The organism is Geminicoccus sp. (assembly GCF_035556675.1).
In the GTDB taxonomy this organism is placed as follows: domain Bacteria; phylum Pseudomonadota; class Alphaproteobacteria; order Geminicoccales; family Geminicoccaceae; genus Geminicoccus.
The window spans coordinates 1-24,269 of sequence record NZ_DATMFZ010000098.1 but is presented as its reverse complement, the minus strand read 5'-3'; the positions used below and the strand labels follow the sequence as shown (position 1 = coordinate 24,269).

Below are 24,269 nucleotides of genomic sequence, written 5' to 3'. Positions count from 1 at the left end.
GACGCCGCCTGCGCCCCGACACATGCGGCTCCAGTCTCAGCCGACGGTGGCCAAGTCCAGGCTGCTCGTGCGCGGCAGGATGATGCAGCGGAAACTGGGGGTCTTGGCCCGGGGGTGAGCCGGGTTGCGCCGATACGTGCTCCAGCAGGCGTGGACTCGTCCGTCTGGCGCTGCCGAGGGCACGACCTGCCGGGGATCGACCGGCCACCAGTGGTCATCCACCTCGATCTCCTCCATCCCCGTCCTGGTGTTCAACCGGTAGGGCACCGGATGGCAGTCATGCTCGCCGCAGCACGGCAGACCGTCCGCGGAGCGCAGCGCTTCGTACCAGTCATGGCTGGCGGCTGGCTGAATCGACAGCAGGAAGGGCAGGGCGAAGCAGGAGGTACGCATGGCGGTTTCCGGCTGATCGGCATGGTCCGCTCAAACCGGAGCCAGAGCGGCGGGCCAGACTACACCTTATCACCCTGTTGACCGAGCAGCTTCCGTCATCGTCATGGCCGAACTTGCAGGTGAACGACATCACCGGCTCGCCAGCAGCAACTGCGCGCGGTGAACGAGAGGTTGAAGGCTTGGTCAGAACCCGTGGAGGTGCCCAGGCTCGGCGAGTGACCAGCGCAGAAAGCACATCTGGATTTGCATGAAATGTCTCGCCGTCACTGGCGTCTCATTGTATAGTTAAAGGCCATGCCTCGCTGGAGGAGCGGCGATGGTGGTCATCATTGGTGGTCTTGGCACAGGCGGCAGGCCGAACAACGTCATCTTCGCCAGTGATGAGGATAACTATATTTTTGGTGATCCCTATACTGCGGGAAATCCCGACGGCATTCCGAGCATGGGAGGCTTTCTGAACGGACAGGCCGGGCATGACATCATCGTGGGTGGCAGCCGCCACGACCGGGTGATGGGGGATGCCTGGGTGATCACCACGGGCGGCACCGGCGGCAGCGACCGGATCCAGGGTGGCCACGGCCAGGACATCCTGTCCGGCGATTCCTACGAGATCATCGGCCGGGCCGAAGGTGGTGGCGACCAGCTGATCGGTGGCTGGGGCCACGACATCCTGTTCGGCGATGCCTACGCCATGTCCGACCGGACCAGAGCCGGTTCCGACCAGCTGTATGGCGACCTTGGCCAGGACCGGTTGTTCGGTGACGCGTTCGAGTTCCGGGACCATGTCTGGGGGACCGCCGACCATCTCCATGGCGGCCAGGGCGACGACTGGCTGATCGGCGATGCCTACATGATGGCGGACCAGACCAGGGGCGGCCGCGACCAGCTGCATGGCGGGGAGGGGCGGGACATGCTGTTCGGCGACGCCTACGAGATGTCCGGCCGCATCCTGGCCGAGAACGACGCGCTCGAAGGCGATGCCGGCCAGGACATGCTGTTCGGTGATGCGTTCATCGCGGGGGCCGGGGCGCGCGGCGGCGACGACCTGCTGATCGGAGGTGACGGCCGGGACCGGCTGTGGGGCGACTTTGCCGAAATCGACGGCAGCGCGACCGGTGGCCGCGATACCTTCCTCTTCGGCATGGACAGCGGCATCGATCAGGTCCTGGACTTCGAGCCTGGCAAGGACGTGCTCGACATCCGGGCCTACGGCTTCGAGAGCTTCAGCGACCTGACCCTGGTCGGCAACGGCTCCCCGACGGTCGCGGTCATGCTCGATGACACCGGCAGCAACCGGATCCTGGTGCAGACCTTGTCCCACGATCCCCTGACGCTGGACGCGGGAGACGTGATCGTCGCCTGACATGGCCGTGCGCGTGGCCAGCCGGCGCCCGGCTCGACCAGCATCCCGGCGATGGGCTGTCCGTTCGATCGGCGCATGGGCGCTGTCCAGTTCCGCCACGGCAGGAGAACCAGCGTCGCCTGCCATTCCTGCCAGAACAGGCCGCTGCGCTCACTGCAGGCGTGAACGCAGCTAGTCGTACACGCACAGGGCAGTAGGGGCGCCTTGGTTCGTATGGTATGATTACTGTTCCTGTGACTTGTGCAGGGTCAGGCTGCGCTCAGTCTGCCCGGTATTGTCTGTCATCTCTTGTTGCGAATCCGCTGCCATGACTGCGCTTGCTCATTCGAGCGCGGCCATTGTGGCAGCGCGTGTGGCCAAAGACAGGAGGCGATCATGACGAGATTCGGTGGATTGTTCATCACGGTGTCCGCAGCCGTGCTGCTGTCAGGACTTGCTCCAGATGCCCTGCAACTGCCGGTGTCCACCGCCGCTGCTCATGGCATCCCGGCCGGAAGCTGTCGCACCAGTCCAATCCGCTATTTCCAGTATGGTACAAGGTTGTGCATGACAGCGATTCAGCGGGACCCGCTCACCTTCCAGGAGGCCATGCAACGCTGCATGGAAGCCTATGGCCGGGTGGCGGATTACCATGACTGGGCCTATCGCGAGACCTCCGGCGATCACATCCATCCGCCATGGGGCGTACCGCCGAGCCAGGGCATCTGGCTGGGTCCTCTCACGGGGGACAATCGAGCCCTGTTCGCCAATGATCCCCGGCCCGATGATTTCGAAGGGGAGACCAGCAAGTTCGAGAAGCGGCGCTATGCCTGTGCGCACGATCGGTCATGACATCATGGGAGGAAACTGGCCAAGTCCTCTGCCCGGTGGTCCCAGTCGCGCACGAACATCCTGCTGGTGCGCGGCCAGGACCGATTCGGGATCATCCCTTCAGTTCATGCACCAGCCGTGGCTGACCACGATCGACTGGCCGGTCAGCGCATTGGTCGGGAAGGCGGCCAGGAACAGGGCGGTCTCGGCGACGTCGGCCACGGTGGTGAACTCGCCGTCGACGGTTTCCTTCAGCATCACCTTCTTGATCACGTCCTCCTCGGAGATGCCGAGCTCCCTGGACTGCTCGGGGATCTGCTTCTCGACCAGCGGAGTGCGCACGAAGCCCGGGCAGATCACGTTGGCGCGCACGCCATGGGCGGCACCCTCCTTGGCCACGACCTTGGCCAGGCCCAGGAGGCCGTGCTTGGCGGTGACGTAGGGGGCCTTGAGGACCGAGGCTTCCTTGGAGTGGACCGAGCCCATGTAGATCACGCTGCCGCTGTTCTGCCGGTACATCTGGCGCAGGGCCGCGCGGGTGGTGAGGAAGGCGCCGTCCAGGTGGATCGCCAGCATCTTCTGCCACTTGGCGAACTCGAACTCGACCACCGGGGCCACGATCTGGATGCCGGCATTGCTGACCAGCACGTCGAGCCGGTTCCAGCGGTCGATCACCTGCTGGATGCCGGCGTCGACCTGCTGCTCATTGGTGACGTCCATGGCCACGCCCATGGCGCGCTCGCCGGACGGGTCCAGCTCCTTCGCGGTGGTGGCGGCCTCGGCGTTGAGGTCGGCGATCACGACCCTGGCACCCTCGCGGGCATAGACGGTGGCGATCTCCTTGCCGATGCCGCTGGCGGCGCCAGTGACGACGGCGACCTTGTCTTGCAGGCGCATGATGCAGCTCCTTGGCGAAAGCGGGGGTGTTCAGCCCAGATAGTCGTGGACGACCTTGCCCAGGCCAAGGGTCAGGTCGGCGATCACGTGGCTGGCGGACAGGACCTCCAGCACCGGCAGCTCGGCCACCGGTGCCAGCGCGTGGTGGGCGAGCTCCAGGGAGGCCGGGCCGGTCCAGGCGCCCTTCAGCTCGATGTCCTCCAGATAATACTCGACCAGCTCGCAGATCCGGGCGGTACCGTCCACGTGGGGGATGATCTTGAGCAGCCAGGTGGGGGTGCGCATCGAGGCCAGCACCGCATCACCATCCGCGACCTTGTGCTTGTAGCCCATGGTGCCGGTGGCGACCCGCACCTGGCCGTAGTCGAGCGTGCCGACCATCGTGTCGACGTCGGCGCGCAGGGTGGGCTTGGCCAGCTTCTTGGGAAAGCCCCAGAGCTCCCGGCCGCCGGCGATCGGCGGGTGGTCGTCCAGGAACATGCACAGCGTGTAGCCGCCCTTGCGGCCGCCCAGGCCCACCGGGATGACCTGGCCGCTCTCGGTATAGTCGCCGAAGCCGGTCGAATCCGCCATGCGGATGAACTCGAACTTGACGTGGGGCTCGTCGATCCGGAGCGGCTCCGGCACCACGGCGCGCAGCCGGTCCGGGTCGGTGCGGTAGGTGATGATCAGATATTCACGGTGGTAGAAGCGGTACGGGCCCAGCGGGAAGGCCGGGCTGGTCAGCGGCATGGCATAGGCGCGTTCGCGCACCTCGTCCTCGGTCATCGGCACCTCGCTCGCGTGAAGGTCGGCCGGGCGGGAACTATTCCCGGCCCTGGTAGGCAAGGTCGAAGGTAAACACGCCGTCGGCACTGGCCGGGCGCTCCAATACCTCGGGATGGCGCAGCGTGCGGACGGCGTCGTGGTAGCCGGCCTGCCAGTGCTCCTCCATGGTCCGCCGCGAGAACTCGTAGTCCTTGGCCGAGCCCTCGTAGCGCTTGGAGCGGTAGATCAGCTGGATGATGTTGTGGACCTTGTGGTCCGCCTCGGCGGTCAGCAGCGCCACGTCGGGATCGTCGCGGCGCTCGGGCGGCAGGGATTTGAGCAGCCGGGAGAGCGCGTGGCGGAGCTGCTGGACGTGCTTGAACTGGTCGGTCATCGCCCGGGTCCGGCTGGAGAAGCGGATCTCCTTCTGCCGCACCTCGGCCTCCATCAGCGTGCGGGGCAGCTCGCCGCGGGCGCTCCACAGGTCCACCTGGAAGGCCAGCGTGTCGCGGCGGGGCCGGCCCTCCAGCACCCATTGCAGGGGGGTGTTGGAGACGATGCCGCCGTCCCAGTAGAACTCGCCCTCGATCTCGGTGGCCGGGAAGCCCGGCGGCAGGGAGCCGCTGGCCATGATGTGCTCCGGCCCGATCGTCTGGCGCTCGCTGTCGAAATACACGAAGTTGCCGGTGCGCACATTGACCGCGCCCACGCTGAACCGGGTCTCGCCGCTGTTGATCCGGTCGAAGTCGACCAGGCGCTCCAGCGTCGCCTTCAGCGGCATGACGTCATAGTAGCTGAGCGCCTCGGGCGCGCCCGGCGGGCAGAACATGGGCGGGAGCGGGCGCGGGCTGAAGAAGCCTTGCGCACCGCTCAAGAGCACGCCGAACGCGGCCAGCTGGTTGACCGCGCTGCGGGCGAGGTCGCCCCTGATCTGGAACTGGTCCAGGGTCGGCAGGCCGAACGGCGGGGTGCTGATCTCCTCCCAGAAGGCGCGCAGCCGCTCGACCCGCTTTTCCGGCGGGTTGCCGGCGATCAGGGCGGAGTTGATGGCGCCGATCGAGATGCCGGCGACCCAGTCCGGGTGGAGCCGCGCCTCGGCCAGCGCCTGATACACCCCGGCCTGGTAGGAGCCGAGCGCACCGCCGCCCTGGAGCAAGAGGGCGATGCACTCGAACGGCGGCCGCTCGGTGCAGACATGGCTCTTCTTCTTGGGCTTCAGTCGCTTGGACAAGGGACGTCTACCCCCGGCAGGACAGGGACAAGGGAGGCGGGCAGGGCGCCAGGCGCCTGTTCCACGGTGCAGTGCGGTAGAACGACTTGTTTCACCGTGCAATGCGGTAGAACGACGTGTCGCGCAGATTGGGCGGCGAGTCGATGATTTCCGACCGCCATGGCCAGGGGTACTCGGCCACCAAGTTGAGCCGGTACTGCGCTGGTCGCCTGGCAGGCCAAGCTTGGAAATCACCATCTTCGGCTGTACATCCGGCAGATGGGATGGCCGATGATTTCGTGAATGTTGCGGCCTCCTTCCCTGGCAATGGTGACGCTTTTCGGGCCACCGCTGAATATTGGCGTGGACTGGCGGGCGGTTCCTGTCGCGGGTGATCGGGCATGGACTGGAGGATTGCGCAGGCCATCCGGGTGATGGAGCAGCAGATGGACGAGCATGTCTGCTTTGCGGCGCTGGCCCGGCGGCTCGGCATGTCCACGACGCGGCTCCACCATCTGTTCGCGGCGGAGACCGGGATGCCACCCGGCGCCTATCTCCGGCGCATCCGGCTGGATGCCGCAGCGATCCGACTTTGCTGGACGCGCGATACGGCGGGGCAGATCAGCATGCGGCTGGGCTATGCCAGCCAGGCATCCTTCACCCACGCCTTCATCCGGCGGTTCGGCTGCACGCCGTTGCAGTTCCGCCGCCGGTTCCGGGCGGGACTCACGACGGAAGGGATGACCGCCGCGTACGGTCCGATCGGTGTCCGGGAGGTCGACGGCTTTGTGCTGGTGACCAGGCGCTATATCGGCGACCTGTATGCGGTGCGCGGCTACTGGCGGGATTTCGAGGACCGGCTGCGCCGGTGCGGCGTGCCACGGCATGGCGCGCTGTATATCGGGCTGATGTATGACGATCCGCGCCATACCCCGGTCGAGCAGCTTCGCTACGACTGCGGCGTCACCATCCCCGGCAGTTCCGGCCTGGACGAGGACCGGCTGGCGCGGCACGGCCTGCACCTCTTCGCCACCCGATCCGGCCGCTATGCCTGCCTGCGCTTCAAGGGGTCGCGCGCCGAGGTGTTCGGTGCCTACCGGAGCCTGTGCGACCACTGGGCGCGCGCGAGCCGCTTCACGGTCACGGACGATCCCGCGCTCGAGGTGCACGGCATTCCCCGGCACCACATGGATCCGCAGCATCTGTCGTTCACGCTCATGCTCGCCCTCGAGTAGCGGGCGTGAGGCGCGAATGCCGTGACAGTGCCGGCCGGGCTCCGGCCATCGCCAGGATGCCCATTCTGCTCCGGAGAATGGCGTCAGTTCTGGACGGGCGGGTCGTCGTTCCACATGTCGCGGTGGAGGTGCCAGCTGCCGTTCTCATTGCGCCAGAGGACGGCATACTTGCCGCCCATCCTCGCTTCGGCTCCATCCGTGGCAGGTCCGACGATGCCGTACCTGCCGAACTCGACGGCGCCGTCGGCAGTCTCGGTGACCTCCTGCGTCTGCATGGTGAACTCCTTGTACCCGGCATCGATCACGGCCTTCCAGTACTGCTCGATCGCCGGGCGGCCCTCCAGGCGCGCTTCGCCCGGCGGCAACAGCGCCGCATCGGATGTGTACAGGCTCGCGATGCCGGCAGCATCGCCCTTGTTGAAGGCTGCCTCGAACTGCTGGTTGGCGGCCTTGATGGCCTCCTCGGCAGTTTCGGCCCAGGCTGGGCTGGTTCCAAGCATGGCAGCGGTGCACAGGGCGACTAGGCGGTGACGCATGGATCCTCCCTGCCGATACGATTATCGGCCGAGTTATACTTATGGACGCGTCATTCTAGCCTGTTGGCGCCTGTTTGACAGAACCATCTCGTCACGAAGACGAGGCGGATCAGGCTGGCGGCGAGGAGGCGACGCCAGGAGCCGGACCTGCCGTGGCCGGACAGATCTGGTCCGGTGCTCTTCGCCGCGAACGATGCACGATCGATGCCGGTCCGGCTCCAGTCATCCTACTGGAGAATGATGGAATTCCGTCGACGTCGGTGGCCGGTGACAATGGCGGACAAAAATGCCGGCAGCGTAGCTGGTAGTTCTGATTCCAGCACTTCAGGGATGCTGGACATGACACAAGAACCGAGCCGTCAGGGCGCGCTCACCAGGCGCGGCCTCTATGGGACATTGGTGGGTGCTGCCGGCGCGCTGGCCGGTGCGGGAGGGCTGCTCGCGACCGGAGCGGCAGCACCGGCCGCCGCAGCAACCGCCAGGCTGCGTGCCGACGTGGTGGTGGTCGGTGCCGGCTTCTCCGGGCTGGCAGCCGCCCTCAAGATCCAGGCGGCCGGCCGCTCCGTCGCCGTGCTGGAGGCGCGCAACCGGGTGGGTGGCCGGGTGCTGAACCATCATCTGGATGACCATCAGGTGATCGAGGCGGGCGGCCAGTACATCGGTCCGACCCAGTCGCGGATGTTCGAACTGGCCCGCCGGTTCCGGGTGGGCACCTATCGGACGTACGACCGGGGTCAGGCGGTCTCGGTGCTGGGTGGCGTGCGCCGGCAGGGCGGGCTCTATCCGAAGCTGGCGCAGGAATATCGCCGCCTGGCCGGGATGCTCGACCGGATGGCGCGCGAGGTGCCGTTGGACGCGCCCTGGACCGCGCGGCACGCGGTCGAATGGGACTCGCTGACCCTGCAGAACTGGCTGGATGCCAACACGACCCACGCCGATGCCAAGGCGATGCTCAGCGCCTATGCGGATCTCTGGGGAGCCGAGCCGCGTGATGTCTCCTTGCTGTTCTGCCTGTTCTACATCGCGGCGGCCGGGACGGAGGGAGTGCCCGGCACGCTGGCCCGCCTCATCGACGTGAAGGACGGGGCGCAGGAGCGGCGCTTTCATGGTGGTTCGCAGTTCCTGGCGCAGAAGATGGCGGCACGTCTGGGTGGCCAGCTCCATCTGTCGGCGCCGGTGCGCGCCATCCGGCGGCACCGCGATCAGCGGGGCGTGCGGGTATTCAGCGACGGCTTCCATGTGGACGCCGAGCGGGTCATCGTCGCGATCCCGCCGGCCCTGGCCGGTGCGATCCGCTACTCGCCCAAGCTGCCGACGCGGCGGGCGCAGCTCTTCCAGCGCTTCCCGATGGGCTCGCTCATGAAGGTCAAGGCGATCTACGAGCGGCCGTTCTGGCGCGATGCGGGCCTGTCCGGCATCTCGCTCCAGGGGGATGGGCCAGTGCGCAGCACCTTCGACAACACGCCACCCAGCGGCAGTCCCGGCGTACTCTTCGGCTTCGTACGGGGGAGCGAGGCGCGGCGCTGGGCGGAACGTGATCCGGCCGGGCGGCGCGCCGCGGTGCTTGCCAGTTTCGCCCAGGTGATCGGGCCGCGTGCCGAGCGGCCCATCGACTATTTCGAGGTCGACTGGCCGGGTGACGAATGGAGCCGGGGCGGGCCGGTGGGGTACCTGCCGCCCGGCGTGCTCCTCGACTACGGCGAGGTGCTCCGCCAGCCGGTGGGGCCCATCCACTGGGCCGGCACGGAGACCGCCACCTACTGGAATGGCTACATGGAAGGGGCGGTCCGCTCGGGCGAGCGGGCCGCCGCCGAGGTGCTGGCAGCACTGCAGGCCTAGCCTGCAGCGCGCCACGGCCGGTCTCCCTCCATATACTGCCGGGGAAAGGAGACCGGCCAGGTATCCGCGCTACTTGAACGCGCCGAACACGTTGAGCGCGCTGTAGAGGCCCAGCAGGATGATCGAGATGCTGCTGATCACCAATGCAGCGTTGAACAGGCCGCCGCCATAGATGCGGGGATCGGTCTCGGTCTTGCGCAGGTACCAGACCGCCACCACCGTGCCGAGCAGGAACACGCCGGTCATCACGCCGCCGATCTGGACCATCAGCACCGGCGACTGGATGGTCAGGTAGGCGAGACCCCAGATGATCGGCAGCGCCACGGTGAAGCCGCGGATCCAGGCGGTGCGCGCCTTGGTGTTCTGCCAGTCGAGCACGCCTGCCACCGAGAGGAAGTTGACATACATCCGGGACCAGCTGGGGATCGCCGCCCAGAGCGTCGAGCCCAGCACGGCGAACGAGCCCAGCAGGAACAGGATCGCCGCCCACTCGCCCAGCGTGTCGGTGTACATCCGCGACAGGGTGGTGATCATCTCGTTGCCGACCGGCACCAGGCCCTGCGGCTGCAGCACCGCCGCACCCATGATGAAGAAGGCCAGAGTGCCGAAGGTGTAGATTGCCCAGGACACGAACGCGTCCTTGTACATCACCGAGATCCAGCCCTTGGCGCGCCGTTCCCAGGCCTCGCTGCCGTCGTTCGGGCCGACATTGCGGGCATAGCCCTTCTCGATGCACCAGTAGGTGTAGAAGGTCAGCTCGTCCGCACCCACGCCGGTGATGCCGAACATGGCGATCGCGGCACCGATCGTCCCGGCGGGAATGGCGAAGGCCAGGCCGCCCAGCACGTCCTCGACCTCGTAGGCGAACGGCGTGAACGGCAGGCCCAGGGCGATCACGACGGTGACGAAGGAGAAGATCACCACCAGGAAGACGGCGCCCCGCTCGATCAGCGAGTAATTGTTCGAGTAGAGCAGAGCGATGCTGCCGACCACGGTGATTGCGGTCCAGATCGACAGGGAGGTCATGCCCAGCGGGTCGCCGCCGATCGGGAACAGGATGCTGAGCGAGGCTGCGGTGCCGCCCAGCACACCGCCGATCTGCAGGATCTTGGACAGGGCCATCAGCACCCAGAGCAGGTTGATCCAGCCCACGGGCCCGAGCTTCGGCGGCACCTTGTTGTAGCCGGTGAGCGCCGGCTGGCCGGTCGAGATCGTCCAGCGCGCCAGCTCCACCTGAACGGCGACCTTCACCAGCGTGGAGAAGATCACGAGCCAGAGCAGGGCGAAGCCGGCAGTGGCCCCCAGCGTGGTGGTGGCGATCAGCTCGCCGGAGCCGACGATGGATGCGGACAGGATCAGGCCCGGGCCGAGATGCTTCAGGCTGTGCTTCCAGCCGACCGGCGGCTCCTGGATGCCTTCCGGAGTCAGGTGATAGGGATCAGTATCCGGGACCAGATGGGCCGGAGCCGCCACCTTCGGGCGGTCCTTGTTCGGGGCAATAGACAAAAGCGCGCTCCCCTTCTAGCGGCGTCTTCAACCTAGCCGGGGCCGCTTCCGGTGGAATGGCCTGCTGCGGCTGGCGAGGCTTCAACCAGGAAAGCGAAGACTTTGCTATTCCAGATCTTTTGTGTAAATTACTTCGGGTCCCGAGTCATTGCGGCAACCTGGAAGGACTAGACGGCCCTTGGCCTGGGGGCATCGCCAGCCTAGAGCAGCCGGGCCATGGCCGACCCGTCACTGCTCCCCCATCCCGCCCGCCACCAGGCCATGCTGGCGCGCTACGGCTTCGGGCTGTTCCCGGTGCCGCGCTACCAGGACGCCGCAGTGGGCTCGTGGCGGGTGGCGCGCTACGGCCGCGGGCCGGTCGAGGGCTACCTGCCGGGCGCGGTCCTGGAGCCGGAGCGCCACGTCCTCCACCACGGCCGCACCGCCTGGATGTCGACCAGCCTGATGGAGCTGGAGAGCCACGCCTTCCATGTGCACCAGGCCGTGGGCGTGGTGGTCGTGGCGGGGCTGGGCATGGCGATGTACGCCCATGCCGCGGTCCAGCGGCCGGAGGTGCTGCGGGTCGTGGTGGTCGAGCAGGCGAAAGAGGTCATCGCCGTGGCCCGGGCCGCCGCCGGGATGGACCGCTGGCCCAGAGGCGACAAGGTCAGGATCGTCCAGGGCGATGCGCTGGGCAGCAGGCTGGCGGACTTGGTGCTCGATGCCACGGGCGGGCGCCGGCCGGACTATCTCTATGCGGACATCTGGGCGGAACTGGCCGCACCGCAGGCACCGGACGACACGGCGCGGATGGTCCTGGCCCTGCAGCCGAAGGCCGCGGGCTGGTGGGGGCAGGAACTGTCGTTCGGCCGCTGGTGCCAGGAGCATGGCCAGCCCGCGGAGCCGGCAACACTCCAGGCCTATGCGCAGGAAACAGGTGTGCCGATCCCGGTCAGCGCCGGATATGCCGCGTTCTGCCGCGACGTGGCCGCCGCCCGGCTGCCGCGCCGTCCCGCAGCCGGGCAGCCGTCCGGCTGGCGCCGGCTGTGGGCGAGGCTGCGCGGTGCGGGGAGCGGCTGAGCCGGTTCAGCCGAACTGCGGGTCGACCGGGACGCGGTAGGCCGCCACCAGCCGGTTGGTCTCGTTGGCCATGCCGACCACGGCCACCAGCTCGGCGAACATCTCTGGCGTCATGCCGGCCTTGGCCGCGGCGGCGGAATGGGAGGCGATGCAGTACTCGCAGCCATTGGTGGCGCTCACCGCGATGTAGATCAGTTCCTTGACGAGCGGCGGCAGGGCACCCTCGGCCATGATCTCCTTGATGCTCTCCCAGGTGCGGGCCAGCGTCTTCGGGTCGTTGGCCAGGTACTTCCAGAAATTGTTGACGTCCGGAACGTTCCGGCTCGTCTTGATGTCGTCATAGACACGCCGGACTTCCGGGCTGGCGTCCTTGTATTCGATGGGGCCGGGACGCGGCATGGCGAACTCCTCGGTGGCTCGGCCGGGCTTGCGGCGCCGGCCCTGGCTGTTCTAGCGGCGGCGGGCGCTGCTTGGGGAGAGTGGCCGCTCGCCGTCGTCGTGAGACTGCGAAGCTGGCAGCGGGTCCAGCCTCAGGGGATCAGGACCGCGGCACCCTGGAACCGGCCGTGGCGCAGGTCGTCCAGCGCCTCGTTCGCGCGCTCCAGCGGGTAGACGGTGGTGGTGGTGCGCACGCCGGCCTCGGGAGCCAGCGCCAGGAATTCATGGGCATCCACGCGGGTGAGGTTCGCCACCGAGACCAGCTGGCGCTCCTCCCAGAGGAGCGCATAGGGAAAGCTCGGGATGTCGCTCATGTGGATGCCGCCGCACACCACCCGGCCGCCCTTGCGCACGGCCCGCAAGGCGGCGGGCACCAGGGCACCCACCGGAGCGAAGATGATCGCCGCATCCAGGGGTTCCGGCGGCAGGTCGTCCGAACTGCCGGCAAAGCAGGCGCCGAGCCTGCGGGCCAGATCCTGCGCGGCGGTGTCCCCGGCCCTGGTGAAGGCATGGACCTGGCGGCCCTGCCAGCGGCAGACCTGGGCCAGGATGTGGGCGGCGGCGCCGAACCCGTAGAGCCCGATCCTCGTGCCGGCACCGGCCAGCTTGAGCGAGCGCCAGCCGATCAGCCCGGCGCAGAGCAGCGGTGCGGCCGCCACCGGGTCGGCGAAGCCTTCGAGCGGGAAGGCGAATGCCGCATCGGCCAGCACGTGCGTGGCAAAGCCGCCATCGCGCGTATAGCCGGTGAAGCCCGGCCGGTCGCAGAGGTTCTCCTGGCCGGCCAGGCAGTAGCGGCAATGGCCGCAGGTGTGGCCCAGCCAGGGCACGCCCACGCGGCCGCCCTGCACATGGCTCGTCACCCCTGAGCCCAGCGCATCCACGGTGCCGACGATCTCGTGGCCGGGTACGATCGGCAGGCGGGGGTCCGGCAGTTCGCCGTCGACCACGTGGAGGTCGGTGCGGCAGACGGCGCAGGCTTCCACCCGCACGCGGATCTCCCCCGGACCCGGCAGGGGATCCGGCCGTTCCTCCAGCACCAGAGGTCGCCCGATCTCGTGCAGGACCATCGCGCGCATCGGCCTTGCCTCCTGCCGCACGGAAACATGGGCGCCGGCCGGCACGTCCGCCAGGCACGGGACCGTGCCGGCAGCAGGATTCAGGCGACGAAGTCGTCCTGGTGCAGGTCGGTGACTCCCCGCAGGTTCAGGACGATCGGAGCTTCGACATGGAAGCCCGGCCGGCCCACCGAGGCCACCGTGGTCAGCGCCACCCCCAGGTCGAGCGTGAGCGTGTCGTCGGCAAGGCTCACCCCGGCGTCGTGCACATCGATCGTGCCGTCACGATTGCTGTCGAGCGCGTCGAAGCCGAGCGTTTCCATGCCGAGATCGTCGACGATGACGAAGGTCAAGGCACCGATCTGGTCGATGCCATGGGCGAAGTCGGTGATCGTGGTCTGGCCGCCGCCGGCGAATTCCTGGTTTCCGCCAGAATATTCCATGGTCAGCGTGTCGGCGCCCTCGCCGAAGGTGATGGTGGCGTCCAGGCTCTCCGAGCCCAGCAGGCTCACCCGGTCGTCGCCGCTGCCGGTGTCGATCCTGTCGTGGCTGTAGGCGGTGACCACGTCGTCGCCGAAATCGCCGTACAGGACGTTGCTGCCGCCGCCGGCATCCAGATAGTCGTTGCCGTCGCCGCCATGGAGCGCGTCGTTGCCCAAGCCCCCGCGCAGATCGTCCTGGCCGTCGCCGCCCAGCAGCAGGTCGTCGCCGTCGCCGCCGTTCAGGAAGTCGTCGCCGTCGTCGCCCTTGAGCACGTCATTGCCCGCACCGCCGGACAGCCGGTCATTGTCGGCCCGCCCGCGCAGGTCGTCATCGCCCTCGCCGCCGTCGAGGATGTCGTCGCCGTCATTGCCGTTCAGCAGATCGTCCCCGACGCCGCCCTCCAGCAAGTCGTTGCCGATGCCGCCATAGATGCGGTCGTCGCCCTCCTGCCCGAGCAGATGGTCGTCGCCGGCCTCACCATAGATGGCGTCGTTGCCTTCGGCGCCGGCCAGCCGATCGTCGCGGCCGCGGCCATAGATCGTGTCCTTGGAGGACATGCCGACGAGATCGTCGTTTCCGGAAGTTCCGATGATCGTGGCCATGATTTGTCTCCAGCACTACGAGGGCGGATCCAAGCAGACCGGCAACATGTGGTCGTTGAACTCGGTCCAGCTGGTGCCGGAATATAGCTTGCCGGACGCATTATAGTAGCGGCCCGAGTTGTTGGCGTTGTCCTGGCTGAAGGTTGGCACCGCATGGGGGTGGCAGGGCCACACCTGGGGGATCGTGATCTCCGGGCGGCGCGTCCCGGTGGCGGTCTGGCCGGGCATCAGGGCCCGGCCCTGGCTGGTGTCGAGCGTGTTGTCGGACTTGGTGCGCAGCAGGTTGAGGTAGCGTTGCGGGTTCTTCTGCAACTGCATGGCATAAGCCGAGCCGCTCTCGGCGGCGAGCTCGATCACGTAGCGATAGCGGCTCTCCAGGCGCAGGCTCGGGCTGATGGTGAGCCGGCCGTAGCGGATGTTGGGCACCGCCTGCTCAAACTGGGTGAGGGTGGGCGAGGTGCGGCTGGTCAGGTTCGACGGCGTGATGGAGAGCGTGGTGCCGGACACCACGTTCTGGCCGAATGCCACGAAGGTATCGGCCGGGAAGGCCATGAACGGACCGCTGTCGGTGCCGGTGCCGACCCGGAACACGTCGCTGCCGCTGGCGTTGGTGGGCGGCCAGACCTGGGTGTAAGGCGAGACGGTGCGGCCCGACGTCGTGGCGATGCGCAGGATGCGCACCCCTAAGCGCCGATTCTGCGTGTAGCCGGACAGGCTGGTCCAACGCCAGGCATGGACGGAGATCACGTCGACGGTCTCGCCGCCGAAATCCGAAGGCGGGGTCAGCACCTGGCGTAGGCGCTTGGTGCCGTAAAACAGGAGGGCCGGGCCGCGGCTGGTGTCGGCCGGCGGGGTGCCGGAGGGGTTGGTCGGGTTCTCGTCGAACAGGTCGCCGCTCGGATTGCCGCCGGTATAGCGGCCCCGATAGTACCAGGGCTGGCCGTACCAGGTGCCGTCCTCGTAGCCCAGCATGTAGAACGGGGTCATCCCGCGCGCACCGCCGGCGGTCTGGTTGGTGCTGGGCTGCTGGGTGGCGGGCAGGTACTCGCGCACCGCCAGGAGCCGGTCCAGAGGCGAGCGGGAGGCTTCCTGGCCCGGATGGGCGGCCGCGGCCGAGAATGCGTTGTTGTCGAACGAGAAATTGACCGTGGGGTCGGGGGCGGTGTTGACGAACTCCGCCAGGATCCACTCGCCCTCGGTCACGTTCCATGGGCCGCCATTGACGGCCGCCACGTCGATATAGACGAAGGCGGTGCCGGAATAATAGGAGACGCCGTTCAGCGGCTGGACCCGGTTCATCCAGGCCTGGACATGCAGGCCGCCCACCAGCTCCGGGCTGTCGATCGGGCCCGAGACCGGCGAGCCCTGAGGGTTCCAGCCGTCGAAGCCGTTCACGTGCCGGCCGGGATAATAGCCGTCCGCGCCCGGCGCCAGCACGCCGGCCGCGAGCTGCGCGCCCTTGGGCTGGGTCCAGTCGGTGCAGCGGTAGAACCTGACCAGGTAGCGGCCGAAATTGCCGCCGCAATGCGCGTCGTCGGGCTCGGCATGCTTGCGGGCACCCTGGGTCTGCCACAGGAAGCGCCGGACCGTGCCGCTCTTGGCCGCCTGGAAGGAGAAGTAATGTCCGGCCGGCCAGCGGATGTTGGCCTGGGTCGAGGCATAGATCGGGCAGCCGATCAGCCGGTATTCGGGAAGTACCATGGTGGGATGCCCTCGTGCGGCTCGGCCGGTTCAGTGTCTGCGACCACGCCCGGTCCGCCAGGGCGGCCGCGACTTGGTCCAGGTCCGGGGCAACGGCGGCAGGTCACCGTCATAGGCCCGGATTTCGTACCACGGGATCAGGTCGGAGGCCGCGTCGGCACCGACCGTCGGCCCCAGCAGGGTGGCAGCGGCCGCAAAGGTACCTGCCCGGAGGACACCGCGTCGCGTGATGGCGAACGCATGTCGTGCCGGCAGGCCGCGCCGGTGGAACATGGCTGATCCTCCAATGCCAGCATACAAGATCGCCATGTTGTCGGGCGAGCATGACGAACATTCGGTGTGTCATCAAATGGTATTGCGAGATTGTTGCAGGCATTTCGCTTGGTCAACTGAATTAAGCTCAACAAATTATTGGAAGTATTACTGAAGATACAATCGATGATCCTGCCGGACATTGAGAAGATCGCGAGAATCGAGGCGATGTTATTGTCGGCATGCTCCGCGCGACGCCGGCTCGCCGGGCCATCCCGACAAAGCCAGTTCCGTACCCGGTCAGGAAGCCGCTCCCGCCGGACTGATTCCGGTCTTGGGGCTTGCCGGATCCGGCCCGGTCGACCGCGGCAGGGCCGCGACCGGTGCCGTGCATGATCTTGGCTCGGCCGCGGGGCCCGAAGTCGCAGTCAGGTTGTGGTCATGACGCGCCACTATCACCAGATGACAAGGCATGCGTGGTTCTGGCTAGCCGGCCGCGCCGTGCATGATCACTGGCCCCGCAGGTCGGATCGTCCGTCGGGAACGGACGGCCGCCCGTCCGGAGGAACGCCATGTCCAGAACCATGTCCATGCTGGCGGCCGGCCTCGCCTGCCTGGCGGCGCCGGCACTGGCGGCCGGGCCCTATGTAGCGGAGCGGCCGCATGCCCATCTGGGCCGGGTGGTCGGACCCGGGCACTGCGTCGACTTCGTCAAGGCGGCAGCCGGCGTGCCGCGCACCGCGGCATGGCGGCCAGGGGCCAAGGTCCTCGGCAATACCGGCCTGCCGCCGGGCGTCGCGATCGCCACCTTCGAGCGGGACGGCAGCTATACGAGCCGCACCGGCAACCATGCCGCCATCTATGTCGGCCAGGACCATCGGGGGATCTGGGTCTACGACCAGTGGCGCGGCCAGCCGGTGCACAAGCGGCTGATCCGTCTGGCCGGCGGGCTGGGCAGCAAGAGCGGCAGCAAGAGCAACGACGCCAGCCGCTACCGGGTGATCAACTGAACGAAGCGTGCTTGTGGCGAGTGGTGCCGGCGGGCGTCAGGTCCCGGCGTGTCCGCCGGAGCGCGGATGCACCACGGTCGGCCGGATGGGAGCGATCGGGCCGGGCCTGGCGGGCGGGTCCATGGTCTGGCCGAGGAAGCTCGTGAGCGCACGCAGCCGGCGCACGTGCAGGCTGTCGGCCAGCGCCGCCAGATGGCGGACGATCACCTCGTCGGGCACCTGGTCGGGCGGCACTCCGTCGAACAGGACAGGGGCGAGGAAGGCGCGGCCGGCTTCCGTCTCGCCGATCGCCAGCAGCGCGTGGATGTCGGACAGGTTGCGCTCGCGCAGGGCCAGGTAGCGGGCCGGGCCGACCGCCACCAGGAGCTGGGCCCGCGCTATCCAGTCCATGATCTGGAACAGGTTGTAGGGCGTGCCGACATAGAGGCTGAGCGGGTTCTCCGTGGCGAGGTTCTGCGCGTCGTCGATCTCGTAGGCGGCGAGGCGGAAGCGGATGCCGGCATCGATCCCGTCGATCAGGTCGAGCGGGAACTCCCGGGCGATCCGGTCGCCTTCCGGCACGATCCGCTTCAGCCGGAAGCTGGGCGGCAGCCGGTCGGCGAGCGCGCTCAGCCCCAGCGAGGGGAACATGCCCATCAGGAAGGCAGCGAGCAGCACGAAGGCCGCGGCCAGCTCCAGGCCGGTGCCGACGGCGACGACGTGGCGAAACACGCCGGCGACCAGGCAGGTCAGCAGCAGATGGACCGACACCCGCAGCCAGTCGAGTGGCGACAGGTCGTAGTTGGCGACCCGCAGGATCAGGTAGTTGATCGACCAGACATAGGCGCCGAGAAAGGCCGCCCCCACCACCAGCGCCGTCACGGTGCGGTACGCGGCAGCCTCCGACGAGCCGGCGGCGGCTTCGGACAGGCCCTGGAGGAGGATGCCCGGATCGACTGCGATGCTCCGACCGACCCCCAGCAGGAGGTAGAAGCCGGCCAGGCACAGCATCACGAAGCTGGCGCTGGACACGGCATAGGCCAGCACCTCGCGCACCGCGCGACGCAGGTTCGCATGGGCGTCGGGGCGGCCATCCGGGCCCAGCATCACCGGCGGCGCATAGCGCGCCCGCACCAGTGCCAGGAGCGGCACCTCGACCTGCTGGTGATCGGGCATGGCCCGGCGCGCCGCCGCCTCAAGATTGTCCAGGATCGTCAGGCGGCGCTGGCGCACGCTGCCCCGGCCGAAGAACACCGCCAGCGGCAAGAACAGGGCCAGCATCGCGATGAGGCACCACTCGACCAGGGAGAAGCCGATCCAGACGGGCATGGCGGGAATGTCCGGGGCAGGAATGGCGCAGGGATTCCGGGGTGGGGCCGGTTCAGACGGAAGCGAGCGTGTCGAGGAAGCGGCGGTCGATCCCGCCCGGGCCAAGTCCGTGGTCCTGGCGGAACCGGGCGACCGCGGCCAGGGTGCGCGGGCCGACCTGGCCGTCGGCGGCACCGAGTTCGGCATAGCCCTGCTGCTGCAGGGCGCGTTGGAGCCGGAGCACGGCAGGGACGTCCAGCAGCAGCTCGGCGGGCGGGGCGGCCAGCACGCGGCGGACCTTGTCGAGCCAAGCCTGGCGGTCCTCCAGCCCGTGCAGGCCGCCATTGATGCGGCGGGTGACCTCCTCGAACCGGCCGGCATCGGCCAGCTCGTTCAGTCCGCGCGATGTCCAGAACGCGGCGGCGCAATGCAGCGCATGGTCGGGATGGCGGGCCAGGTCCGGCTGCGCTTCCAGAGCCAGGCCGGTGAGGCGGCCGATCTCGCGGTAGTTCGCGCGGCCGGTGAGCTGGATGTAGCCCCGGCCGCGAAAGCGGTAGCCGTCGCCGCTGGCCTCGTCGCCATTGGCCATCCGGTCGCAATAGACCCGGTTGGCCAGCCGCTCCGGTGCCGCGGCACAGGCCTGCGCCTCCTCCAGCGTGCGGAAATGGCGGGGGAACACGGCCAGCAGGCGCCGGGCCTCATAGTGGAGGTTCTCCTCCAGGATGGCGAGCCCGCCGGATTCATGGCCGAGCTGAGCCAGGAAGAACTCGCGGCGCCAGGGATGGGCGTCCAGGCCGTACTGGCCGGCCAGGGCCGGCCAGTGGCGGACAAAGGCCTGGCGGTGCTCGGCCCTGCCGCTGGGGAACAGCGCATCGACCGCGGCAGCGCCAAGCGTACCCTTGTCCGGTGGCGCCACGCGCGGAGGGGCGTGCGGGCGAGGCGGCAGGGAAGCGATCGCCATGACGGTTGTCCCTGTTGCTGAGACCTGGACGTCCAGCCTGCCGGCGGGGCGGCGACAAAGGCGAGCAATGGGCCCGGACATGACGAAGACTATTACTGATGCCGGAAAAACAATCGAGGAACAGGCCCATAGTAACCGGCTTCAGGATATTCTGTCATCCTGGGCTGGTTGGCAAGTGATCCCTGACACATCCCCGGCGGGAGGCTGCCGGCGGCAGCCGCGGATGATCCGGTCGAACCAGAAGCGGTGCAGGAGCGGGCCCACGAAGCTGTGCAGCCAGGCGAGCGCGGCCATCTCCCAGCCGGGGGCGATCACGAACCGGTTGCGGCGGACGCCGCGCAGGATCGCCCGGGCCACCGCGTCGGCCGGCTGGACTCTTGCGCCGGCGGCGATCCGGCTGGTCGCCAGGGGGCGCAGGCGGCGCTCCGCATGGAGCTGGGGCGTGTCGGTATCGGGCGGGAACACCACGGAGACACCGATCCCCTCTGGCGCCAGCTCGCTGCGCAACGCCTCGGCCAGGCCCCGCACCGCGAACTTGGTCGGGGCATAGGCCGTGTAGCCGTAGAGGCCGATCAGGCCGGCACCGGAGGAGAGCAGCACGATCCGGGAACCAGGCACCCGGCGCAGTGCCGGCAGGGCTGCGCGCACCAGATGCAGGCTGCCCAGATAGTTGACCGCCATCGTCCGGGTGAAGGCGGCATCCTCCAGCTCGGCGAAGTGGCCGGGCACCACCATGCCGGCAGCGGCGATCAGCAGGGATGGCGGGCCCAGGGCCGCCACCGCTTCCTGCACCGCTGCGGCCAGTGCCGGCTGGTCGGCGACGTCCACCGGGTGGACACGCACGGCCATGGCGCCATCGGCTGCCAGGAGGTCGGCGGATGCCGCTAGCCGGTCCCGGTCGCGGGCCAGGAGCGAGAGGCGCCAGCCGCTGCTGGCCAGTTCCCGCGCGATGGCGAGCCCGATGCCGCTGGAGCCGCCGCTGATGATGGCGTGGCCGCTCATGCGGCGCGGGCCAGGTGCGGCAGGCTCCGCCAGGCCCGCGCCAGCTTCTCCACCGCATCGGCCAGTTGCGCCGGCTGGTGGTGGAGGGTCACGAAGAAGCGCAGCCGCGCGGCATCGGCGGGCACGGCCGGCGGCAGGACCGGCGGCACGTGCACGCCCAGCGCCGCCAGCTCGCCGGCCAGGGCCATGCAGGCTTCCGGATCGCCCACCACCAGCGAAGCAATCGGCGAGCCGGGATCGCCGGTGAGCGGCAGGTCATGGGCAGCAGTCAGGCGGCGGAACAGGCGGATCCGTTCGTGCAGTTCCGCGGCCCGCCAGGGCTCGCGTTCCAGCACGTCGATGGCCGCCAGGGCAGCCGCGGTGTCGGCGGGGGGCAGGCCGACGCTGAAGATGAAGCCGGGTGCCAGGTAGCGCAGATACTCGATCAGCCCGGCATCGCCGGCCAGATAGCCGCCGCAGCTCGCCAGCGCCTTGCTGAGCGTGCCCATGTGGATGTCGACGGCCGTGGGCGGCAGGCCCGCCTGCTCGACAATGCCCCGGCCGGTGGCACCCAGCGTGCCCAGCGAATGGGCCTCGTCGACCATCAGCAGGAGGTCGTGGCGCTGGCAGGCTTCCCTGGCCGCCGCCAGGTCCAGTACCAGGCCGTCCATGCTGTAGAGGCCTTCGGCCACCAGCAGGCCGCGCCGGTGGTTCGAGCGGACCGGGCCTACGAGGCGGTCGAGCGCCGCCCAATCCTGGCAGGGGTAGCAGAGCTGGGTGGCGCCGGACAGGCGGGCGCCGGTCAGGATGCTGTTATGGGCGCCGGTGTCGTGCACCACGAGGTCGGGCGTGCCGAACAGATGGTCGATCACCGTGACGTTGGTGAGGTAGCCGCTGACCAGGACCAGACAGTCGGCGGTGCCGAGAAAGGCGGCCAGGCGCCGCTCGAGCTCGGCATGGAGGCCGATCTGCCCGGACACGATCCGGCTGGCCGAGACCGAGGTGCCGTAGCGGTCGATTGCAGCCTTGGCGGCGGCGCGCACAGTCGGGTGGGCCGACAGGGCCAGATAGTCATAGCCGCTGAAGTCGATCGCGGGCGTGTCCGGGCGCTCGCGGAACAGCAGGTCGAGCATGCCCTGGCGGGCCGCGGAGGCCAGCCGCCGCCGCAGCCGGCGGTAACCGGCGAAGCGGTCGACGATGCTGGCCGCCTGGGGGGCCGGATCAGGCCAGTCGGGCACGGCGCCGGCGGATCAGATGGAGACCCAGAAGGGCGACGAGCAGGCCGCCGCCGAGTGCCGCCGCCCCGAGCGGCAGCGCGGCCGGCGAGCCGGTGCCTGCGCGCGCTGCGTCGACCACGCCCCAGTCCTCGGCGATGGTGCGGGTCCATTCCGGGCCGATCAGCGTGTAGATGCCGCGCACCGGCGCGAACATCGCCTGGTAGATCTGCGCCTGGGCATGGGCCGAGACGTAGCCGTCCAGGAACCAGTCGCTGTGGGCGGAGGCGACCACGCCGTCCACCACGATGGAGCCCTGCATGGTCAAGGGATTGAAGGCGCCGGTGGCGGCCTCGCGGGACGCGGTGGCGACCGTGCCGAGCCGCATCTGGCCGTCCTCGGCCAGGTACCAGACCCGGTCGCCGGCCTGCACCTCGTTCGCACCCACGATCAGCCGGTCGTCCCAGGCGGAACCGTCCGTGGCAGTCGGGATGAAGTGGCGGGGGGACAGGACCAGGGAGCGGCCGGAATCCAGCGTCAGCCGGACATAGGTCTGGGTGACGGCCGCATCCTGGTGGGTCTGCAGGTAGACGTCCTCGAAGCCGAGCGTGCCGTCGGCATGCACCACCTGGACCCGGTCACCCACCCGGACGTCGGCCATGGGCTTGTGGTCACCGGATTCGGTCAGCACCGTGGCGTCGCCCGGGAAGCAGCTGAGGCTCGGCTCGCAATAGGGCTCGCAGTCGCCGTCCTCGTCGCAGGACTGCGCGCAGACCGGCAAGGGCGCGCTGCAGCAGGTATAGCCCGGGACCGTGCCCTCGCAGAACGTGGAGCCGGCAGGGCAGTAGGACACGTCGAGCCTGGGTGAGGTTAGCGGCTGCGTTTCCCTGTCGAGATCATAGGCTGCAGCACAGGTATCCAGGTCCAGGCGCGTGAGCCCGGTAGACCGGCCGAAGGCACGGTCGAGGGCGGCCAGCGTGCCGGCTTCGGTGTAGGTGGGCGAGCCGGCACGCCGGTCGAGCGTCCGCAGCACATCGACCGCAGCCTGGCTGGGCGTGCCGGCGGCCAGGACCTTGCCGCACTTGTAGATGGAGCGGTCAATCTGCTCCAGGCTGCGCACATACTCGGTGCGCCCGCCGATCCGCATGTCGACCAGCCGCACGCAAACGTCCAGATCGTGCCTAGCGAGCCTGCCGCTGCTGGCTGCATCATTGAGCCTGGCATGGGCGGCCGCGACCGCCGCATCGAACCCGCCAGGCTTCAGCGCCACGCCCTTCAGGATGGCGTCCGTCGCCGTTTTCGGGAAGTTCCGGCCGAGGAAGGTCTGGCAGCGGTCGATCGACTTGCGGACCTCCGCGAACCGCTTCTGCAGCACCGAGCGGACGTCCTCGGGCCGGTCGCTGGCTTGCGCGGCCAATGGTGCCAGTCCCATGGACGAGAGCATGGTCTGCAGGTCGGACGGCTCGGCAGCACTGGCCGGTGCAGCGAAGGCCAGTCCGCCCGCCACGGCCAAGGTGGCGACCAACGAACCCATCCTGCGCCGAAATCCCGCAGGCACCCAAAGCCGCGCGTCCATGATCGGGAACTCCCTGTCCTCGGGCGACATCTCTGGTCGCTCTTGACGATCACTTGCCGGAAAGCGGACCGCTTCCTCCAAGCCGCACGCGATCACGGCGTCAACCTTGCGAGCCTGTTGTAGAAACGATGTTTGTTGCAATAGTCCGAGTGTGGAATTCCATGGAATTCAGTGGCGGCCAGCCGCCGCCGCAGCCGCCGGTAGCCGGCGAAGCGGTCGACGATGCTGGCCGCCTGGGGGGCCGGATCAGGCCAGCTTGGCACGGCGCCGGCGGACCAGATGGAGACCAATGAAGCCAAGCAGCAGGCCGCCGCCGAGCAGGGCAGTCGCACCGAGCGGGGCCGGGCTGGCAGTGCCTGCGCGCGCTGCGTCGACCACGCCCCAGTCCTCGGCGATGGTGCGGGTCCATTCCGGGCCGATCAGCGTGTAGATGCCGCGCACCGGCGCGAACATCGCCTGGTAGATCTGCGCCTGGGCATGGGCCGAGACATAGCCGTCCAGGAACCAGTCGCTGTGGGCGGAGGCGACCACGCCGTCCACCACGATGGATCCCTGCATGGTCAAGGGATTGAAGGCGCCGGTGGCGGCCTCGCGGGACGCGGTGACGACGGTGCCGAGCTGCATCTGGCCGTCCTCGCCCAGGTACCAGACCCGGTCACCGGCCTGCACCTCGTTCGCACCCACGATCAGCCGGTCGTCCCAGGCGGAACCGTCCGTGGCAGTCGGGATGAAGTGGCGGGGGGAGAGGACCAGGGAGCGACCGGAATCCAGCGTCAGCCGGACATAGGTCTGGGTGACGGCCGCATCCTGATGGGTCTGCAGGTAGACGTCCTCGAAGCCCAGCGTGCCGTCGGCATGAACCACCTGGACCCGGTCGCCCACCCGGACGTCGGCCATGGGCTTGTGCTCGCCCGCCTCGGTCAGGACCGTGGCGTCGCCCGGGAAGCAGCTGATGCTCGGCTCGCAATAGGGCTCGCAGTCGCCGTCCTCGTCGCAGGAATCCGCGCAGACGGTGCCGCTGCCGCAGCAGGCGTAGTCGAGCCCGGAGCCTACGCAGACACTCTGGCCGGAGGGGCAGTTATCGATGATGTTGCCCACCTGCGAGCGCGGCAGG

At 68.6% G+C, this 24,269-nt stretch carries 23 protein-coding genes; 6 read left to right on the top strand and 17 right to left on the bottom strand.

Going from position 1 to position 24,269, the window contains the following annotated elements:
- Positions 1-36: 36 nt before the first annotated feature.
- Complete coding sequence (locus VNS22_RS07770) at positions 37-393, bottom strand: hypothetical protein (protein ID WP_325731256.1); 357 nt, start codon at positions 391-393, stop codon at positions 37-39.
- Between the two features lie 442 nt (positions 394-835).
- Here VNS22_RS07770 and VNS22_RS07765 point away from each other — a divergent pair, with 442 nt between their 5' ends.
- Entirely contained in the window at positions 836-1,756 is a 921-nt protein-coding gene (locus VNS22_RS07765; protein WP_325731254.1) for a hypothetical protein, read from the top strand.
- 375 nt (positions 1,757-2,131) lie between these two features.
- Positions 2,132-2,587, top strand: a complete 456-nt coding sequence (locus VNS22_RS07760; RefSeq protein ID WP_325731252.1) for a hypothetical protein — start codon at positions 2,132-2,134, stop codon at positions 2,585-2,587.
- Between the two features lie 99 nt (positions 2,588-2,686).
- On the opposite strand, the gene VNS22_RS07755 is transcribed toward VNS22_RS07760, so the two are convergent.
- From VNS22_RS07755 to VNS22_RS07745, 3 genes are read right to left on the bottom strand one after another with little or no spacing between them, the layout of a single operon-like run.
- Complete coding sequence (locus VNS22_RS07755; protein ID WP_325731250.1) at positions 2,687-3,463, bottom strand: 3-hydroxybutyrate dehydrogenase; 777 nt, start codon at positions 3,461-3,463, stop codon at positions 2,687-2,689.
- A gap of 30 nt (positions 3,464-3,493) precedes the next feature.
- Positions 3,494-4,231: an acetoacetate decarboxylase gene (locus VNS22_RS07750; protein ID WP_325731248.1), complete on the bottom strand. Its 738-nt coding sequence runs from the start codon at positions 4,229-4,231 to the stop codon at positions 3,494-3,496.
- A 37-nt stretch (positions 4,232-4,268) separates the two neighbouring features.
- Positions 4,269-5,441, bottom strand: a complete 1,173-nt coding sequence (locus VNS22_RS07745) for a patatin-like phospholipase family protein (RefSeq protein ID WP_325731246.1) — start codon at positions 5,439-5,441, stop codon at positions 4,269-4,271.
- 380 nt (positions 5,442-5,821) lie between these two features.
- Here VNS22_RS07745 and VNS22_RS07740 point away from each other — a divergent pair, with 380 nt between their 5' ends.
- On the top strand, positions 5,822-6,655 hold the full coding sequence (locus VNS22_RS07740) for an AraC family transcriptional regulator (protein ID WP_325731244.1): 834 nt from the start codon (positions 5,822-5,824) through the stop codon (positions 6,653-6,655).
- A gap of 83 nt (positions 6,656-6,738) precedes the next feature.
- On the opposite strand, the gene VNS22_RS07735 is transcribed toward VNS22_RS07740, so the two are convergent.
- A complete protein-coding gene (locus tag VNS22_RS07735) occupies positions 6,739-7,191 on the bottom strand; it encodes an SgcJ/EcaC family oxidoreductase (protein ID WP_325731242.1) in 453 nt (150 codons plus the stop codon).
- A 339-nt stretch (positions 7,192-7,530) separates the two neighbouring features.
- Here VNS22_RS07735 and VNS22_RS07730 point away from each other — a divergent pair, with 339 nt between their 5' ends.
- Entirely contained in the window at positions 7,531-9,030 is a 1,500-nt protein-coding gene (locus VNS22_RS07730) for a flavin monoamine oxidase family protein (RefSeq protein ID WP_325731240.1), read from the top strand.
- 69 nt (positions 9,031-9,099) lie between these two features.
- On the opposite strand, the gene VNS22_RS07725 is transcribed toward VNS22_RS07730, so the two are convergent.
- Positions 9,100-10,530 (bottom strand): Nramp family divalent metal transporter, encoded by a 1,431-nt coding sequence (locus VNS22_RS07725; RefSeq protein ID WP_349261742.1) that lies wholly within the window; start codon positions 10,528-10,530, stop codon positions 9,100-9,102.
- Positions 10,531-10,752: 222 nt separating this feature from the next.
- Between VNS22_RS07725 and VNS22_RS07720 the strand changes: the two genes are divergently transcribed.
- Positions 10,753-11,595, top strand: a complete 843-nt coding sequence (locus VNS22_RS07720) for a hypothetical protein (protein ID WP_325731236.1) — start codon at positions 10,753-10,755, stop codon at positions 11,593-11,595.
- 6 nt (positions 11,596-11,601) lie between these two features.
- On the opposite strand, the gene VNS22_RS07715 is transcribed toward VNS22_RS07720, so the two are convergent.
- From VNS22_RS07715 to VNS22_RS07695, 5 genes are all read right to left on the bottom strand, one after another.
- Positions 11,602-11,994, bottom strand: coding sequence for a carboxymuconolactone decarboxylase family protein (locus VNS22_RS07715; protein ID WP_325731234.1), 393 nt, complete (start codon positions 11,992-11,994; stop codon positions 11,602-11,604).
- Positions 11,995-12,125: 131 nt separating this feature from the next.
- On the bottom strand, positions 12,126-13,109 hold the full coding sequence (locus VNS22_RS07710) for a zinc-dependent alcohol dehydrogenase family protein (RefSeq protein ID WP_325731232.1): 984 nt from the start codon (positions 13,107-13,109) through the stop codon (positions 12,126-12,128).
- A gap of 80 nt (positions 13,110-13,189) precedes the next feature.
- The gene (locus tag VNS22_RS07705) at positions 13,190-14,173 is read right to left on the bottom strand and encodes a calcium-binding protein (RefSeq protein ID WP_325731230.1); all 984 of its coding nucleotides are present in this window, start codon (positions 14,171-14,173) and stop codon (positions 13,190-13,192) included.
- 15 nt (positions 14,174-14,188) lie between these two features.
- A complete protein-coding gene (locus tag VNS22_RS07700; protein WP_325731229.1) occupies positions 14,189-15,874 on the bottom strand; it encodes a hypothetical protein in 1,686 nt (561 codons plus the stop codon).
- Between the two features lie 30 nt (positions 15,875-15,904).
- On the bottom strand, positions 15,905-16,147 hold the full coding sequence (locus tag VNS22_RS07695; RefSeq protein ID WP_325731228.1) for a hypothetical protein: 243 nt from the start codon (positions 16,145-16,147) through the stop codon (positions 15,905-15,907).
- Positions 16,148-16,698: 551 nt separating this feature from the next.
- Here VNS22_RS07695 and VNS22_RS07690 point away from each other — a divergent pair.
- Positions 16,699-17,136, top strand: coding sequence for a BPSL0067 family protein (locus tag VNS22_RS07690; protein WP_325731226.1), 438 nt, complete (start codon positions 16,699-16,701; stop codon positions 17,134-17,136).
- A 36-nt stretch (positions 17,137-17,172) separates the two neighbouring features.
- Here VNS22_RS07690 and VNS22_RS07685 read toward each other — a convergent pair whose 3' ends face one another.
- The 6 genes from VNS22_RS07685 to VNS22_RS07660 form a co-directional block, all read right to left on the bottom strand.
- Positions 17,173-18,444 (bottom strand): hypothetical protein, encoded by a 1,272-nt coding sequence (locus VNS22_RS07685; protein ID WP_325731225.1) that lies wholly within the window; start codon positions 18,442-18,444, stop codon positions 17,173-17,175.
- A gap of 52 nt (positions 18,445-18,496) precedes the next feature.
- Positions 18,497-19,384: a peptidoglycan-binding protein gene (locus tag VNS22_RS07680; RefSeq protein ID WP_325731223.1), complete on the bottom strand. Its 888-nt coding sequence runs from the start codon at positions 19,382-19,384 to the stop codon at positions 18,497-18,499.
- Between the two features lie 141 nt (positions 19,385-19,525).
- Positions 19,526-20,386 carry an SDR family NAD(P)-dependent oxidoreductase gene (locus tag VNS22_RS07675; protein WP_325731221.1) on the bottom strand — a complete coding sequence of 287 codons (861 nt, stop codon included), beginning with the start codon at positions 20,384-20,386 and terminating at the stop codon, positions 19,526-19,528.
- Complete coding sequence (locus VNS22_RS07670) at positions 20,383-21,603, bottom strand: aminotransferase class I/II-fold pyridoxal phosphate-dependent enzyme (protein WP_325731219.1); 1,221 nt, start codon at positions 21,601-21,603, stop codon at positions 20,383-20,385. Before VNS22_RS07670 ends, VNS22_RS07675 begins: the two co-directional genes overlap by 4 nt.
- Positions 21,587-23,104 carry a hypothetical protein gene (locus VNS22_RS07665; protein WP_325731217.1) on the bottom strand — a complete coding sequence of 506 codons (1,518 nt, stop codon included), beginning with the start codon at positions 23,102-23,104 and terminating at the stop codon, positions 21,587-21,589. The genes VNS22_RS07670 and VNS22_RS07665 overlap by 17 nt, the downstream gene beginning before the upstream one ends.
- A 297-nt stretch (positions 23,105-23,401) precedes the next feature.
- Positions 23,402-24,269 (bottom strand): hypothetical protein (locus VNS22_RS07660; RefSeq protein WP_325731215.1); only part of this gene is annotated, 868 nt, incomplete at its 5' end.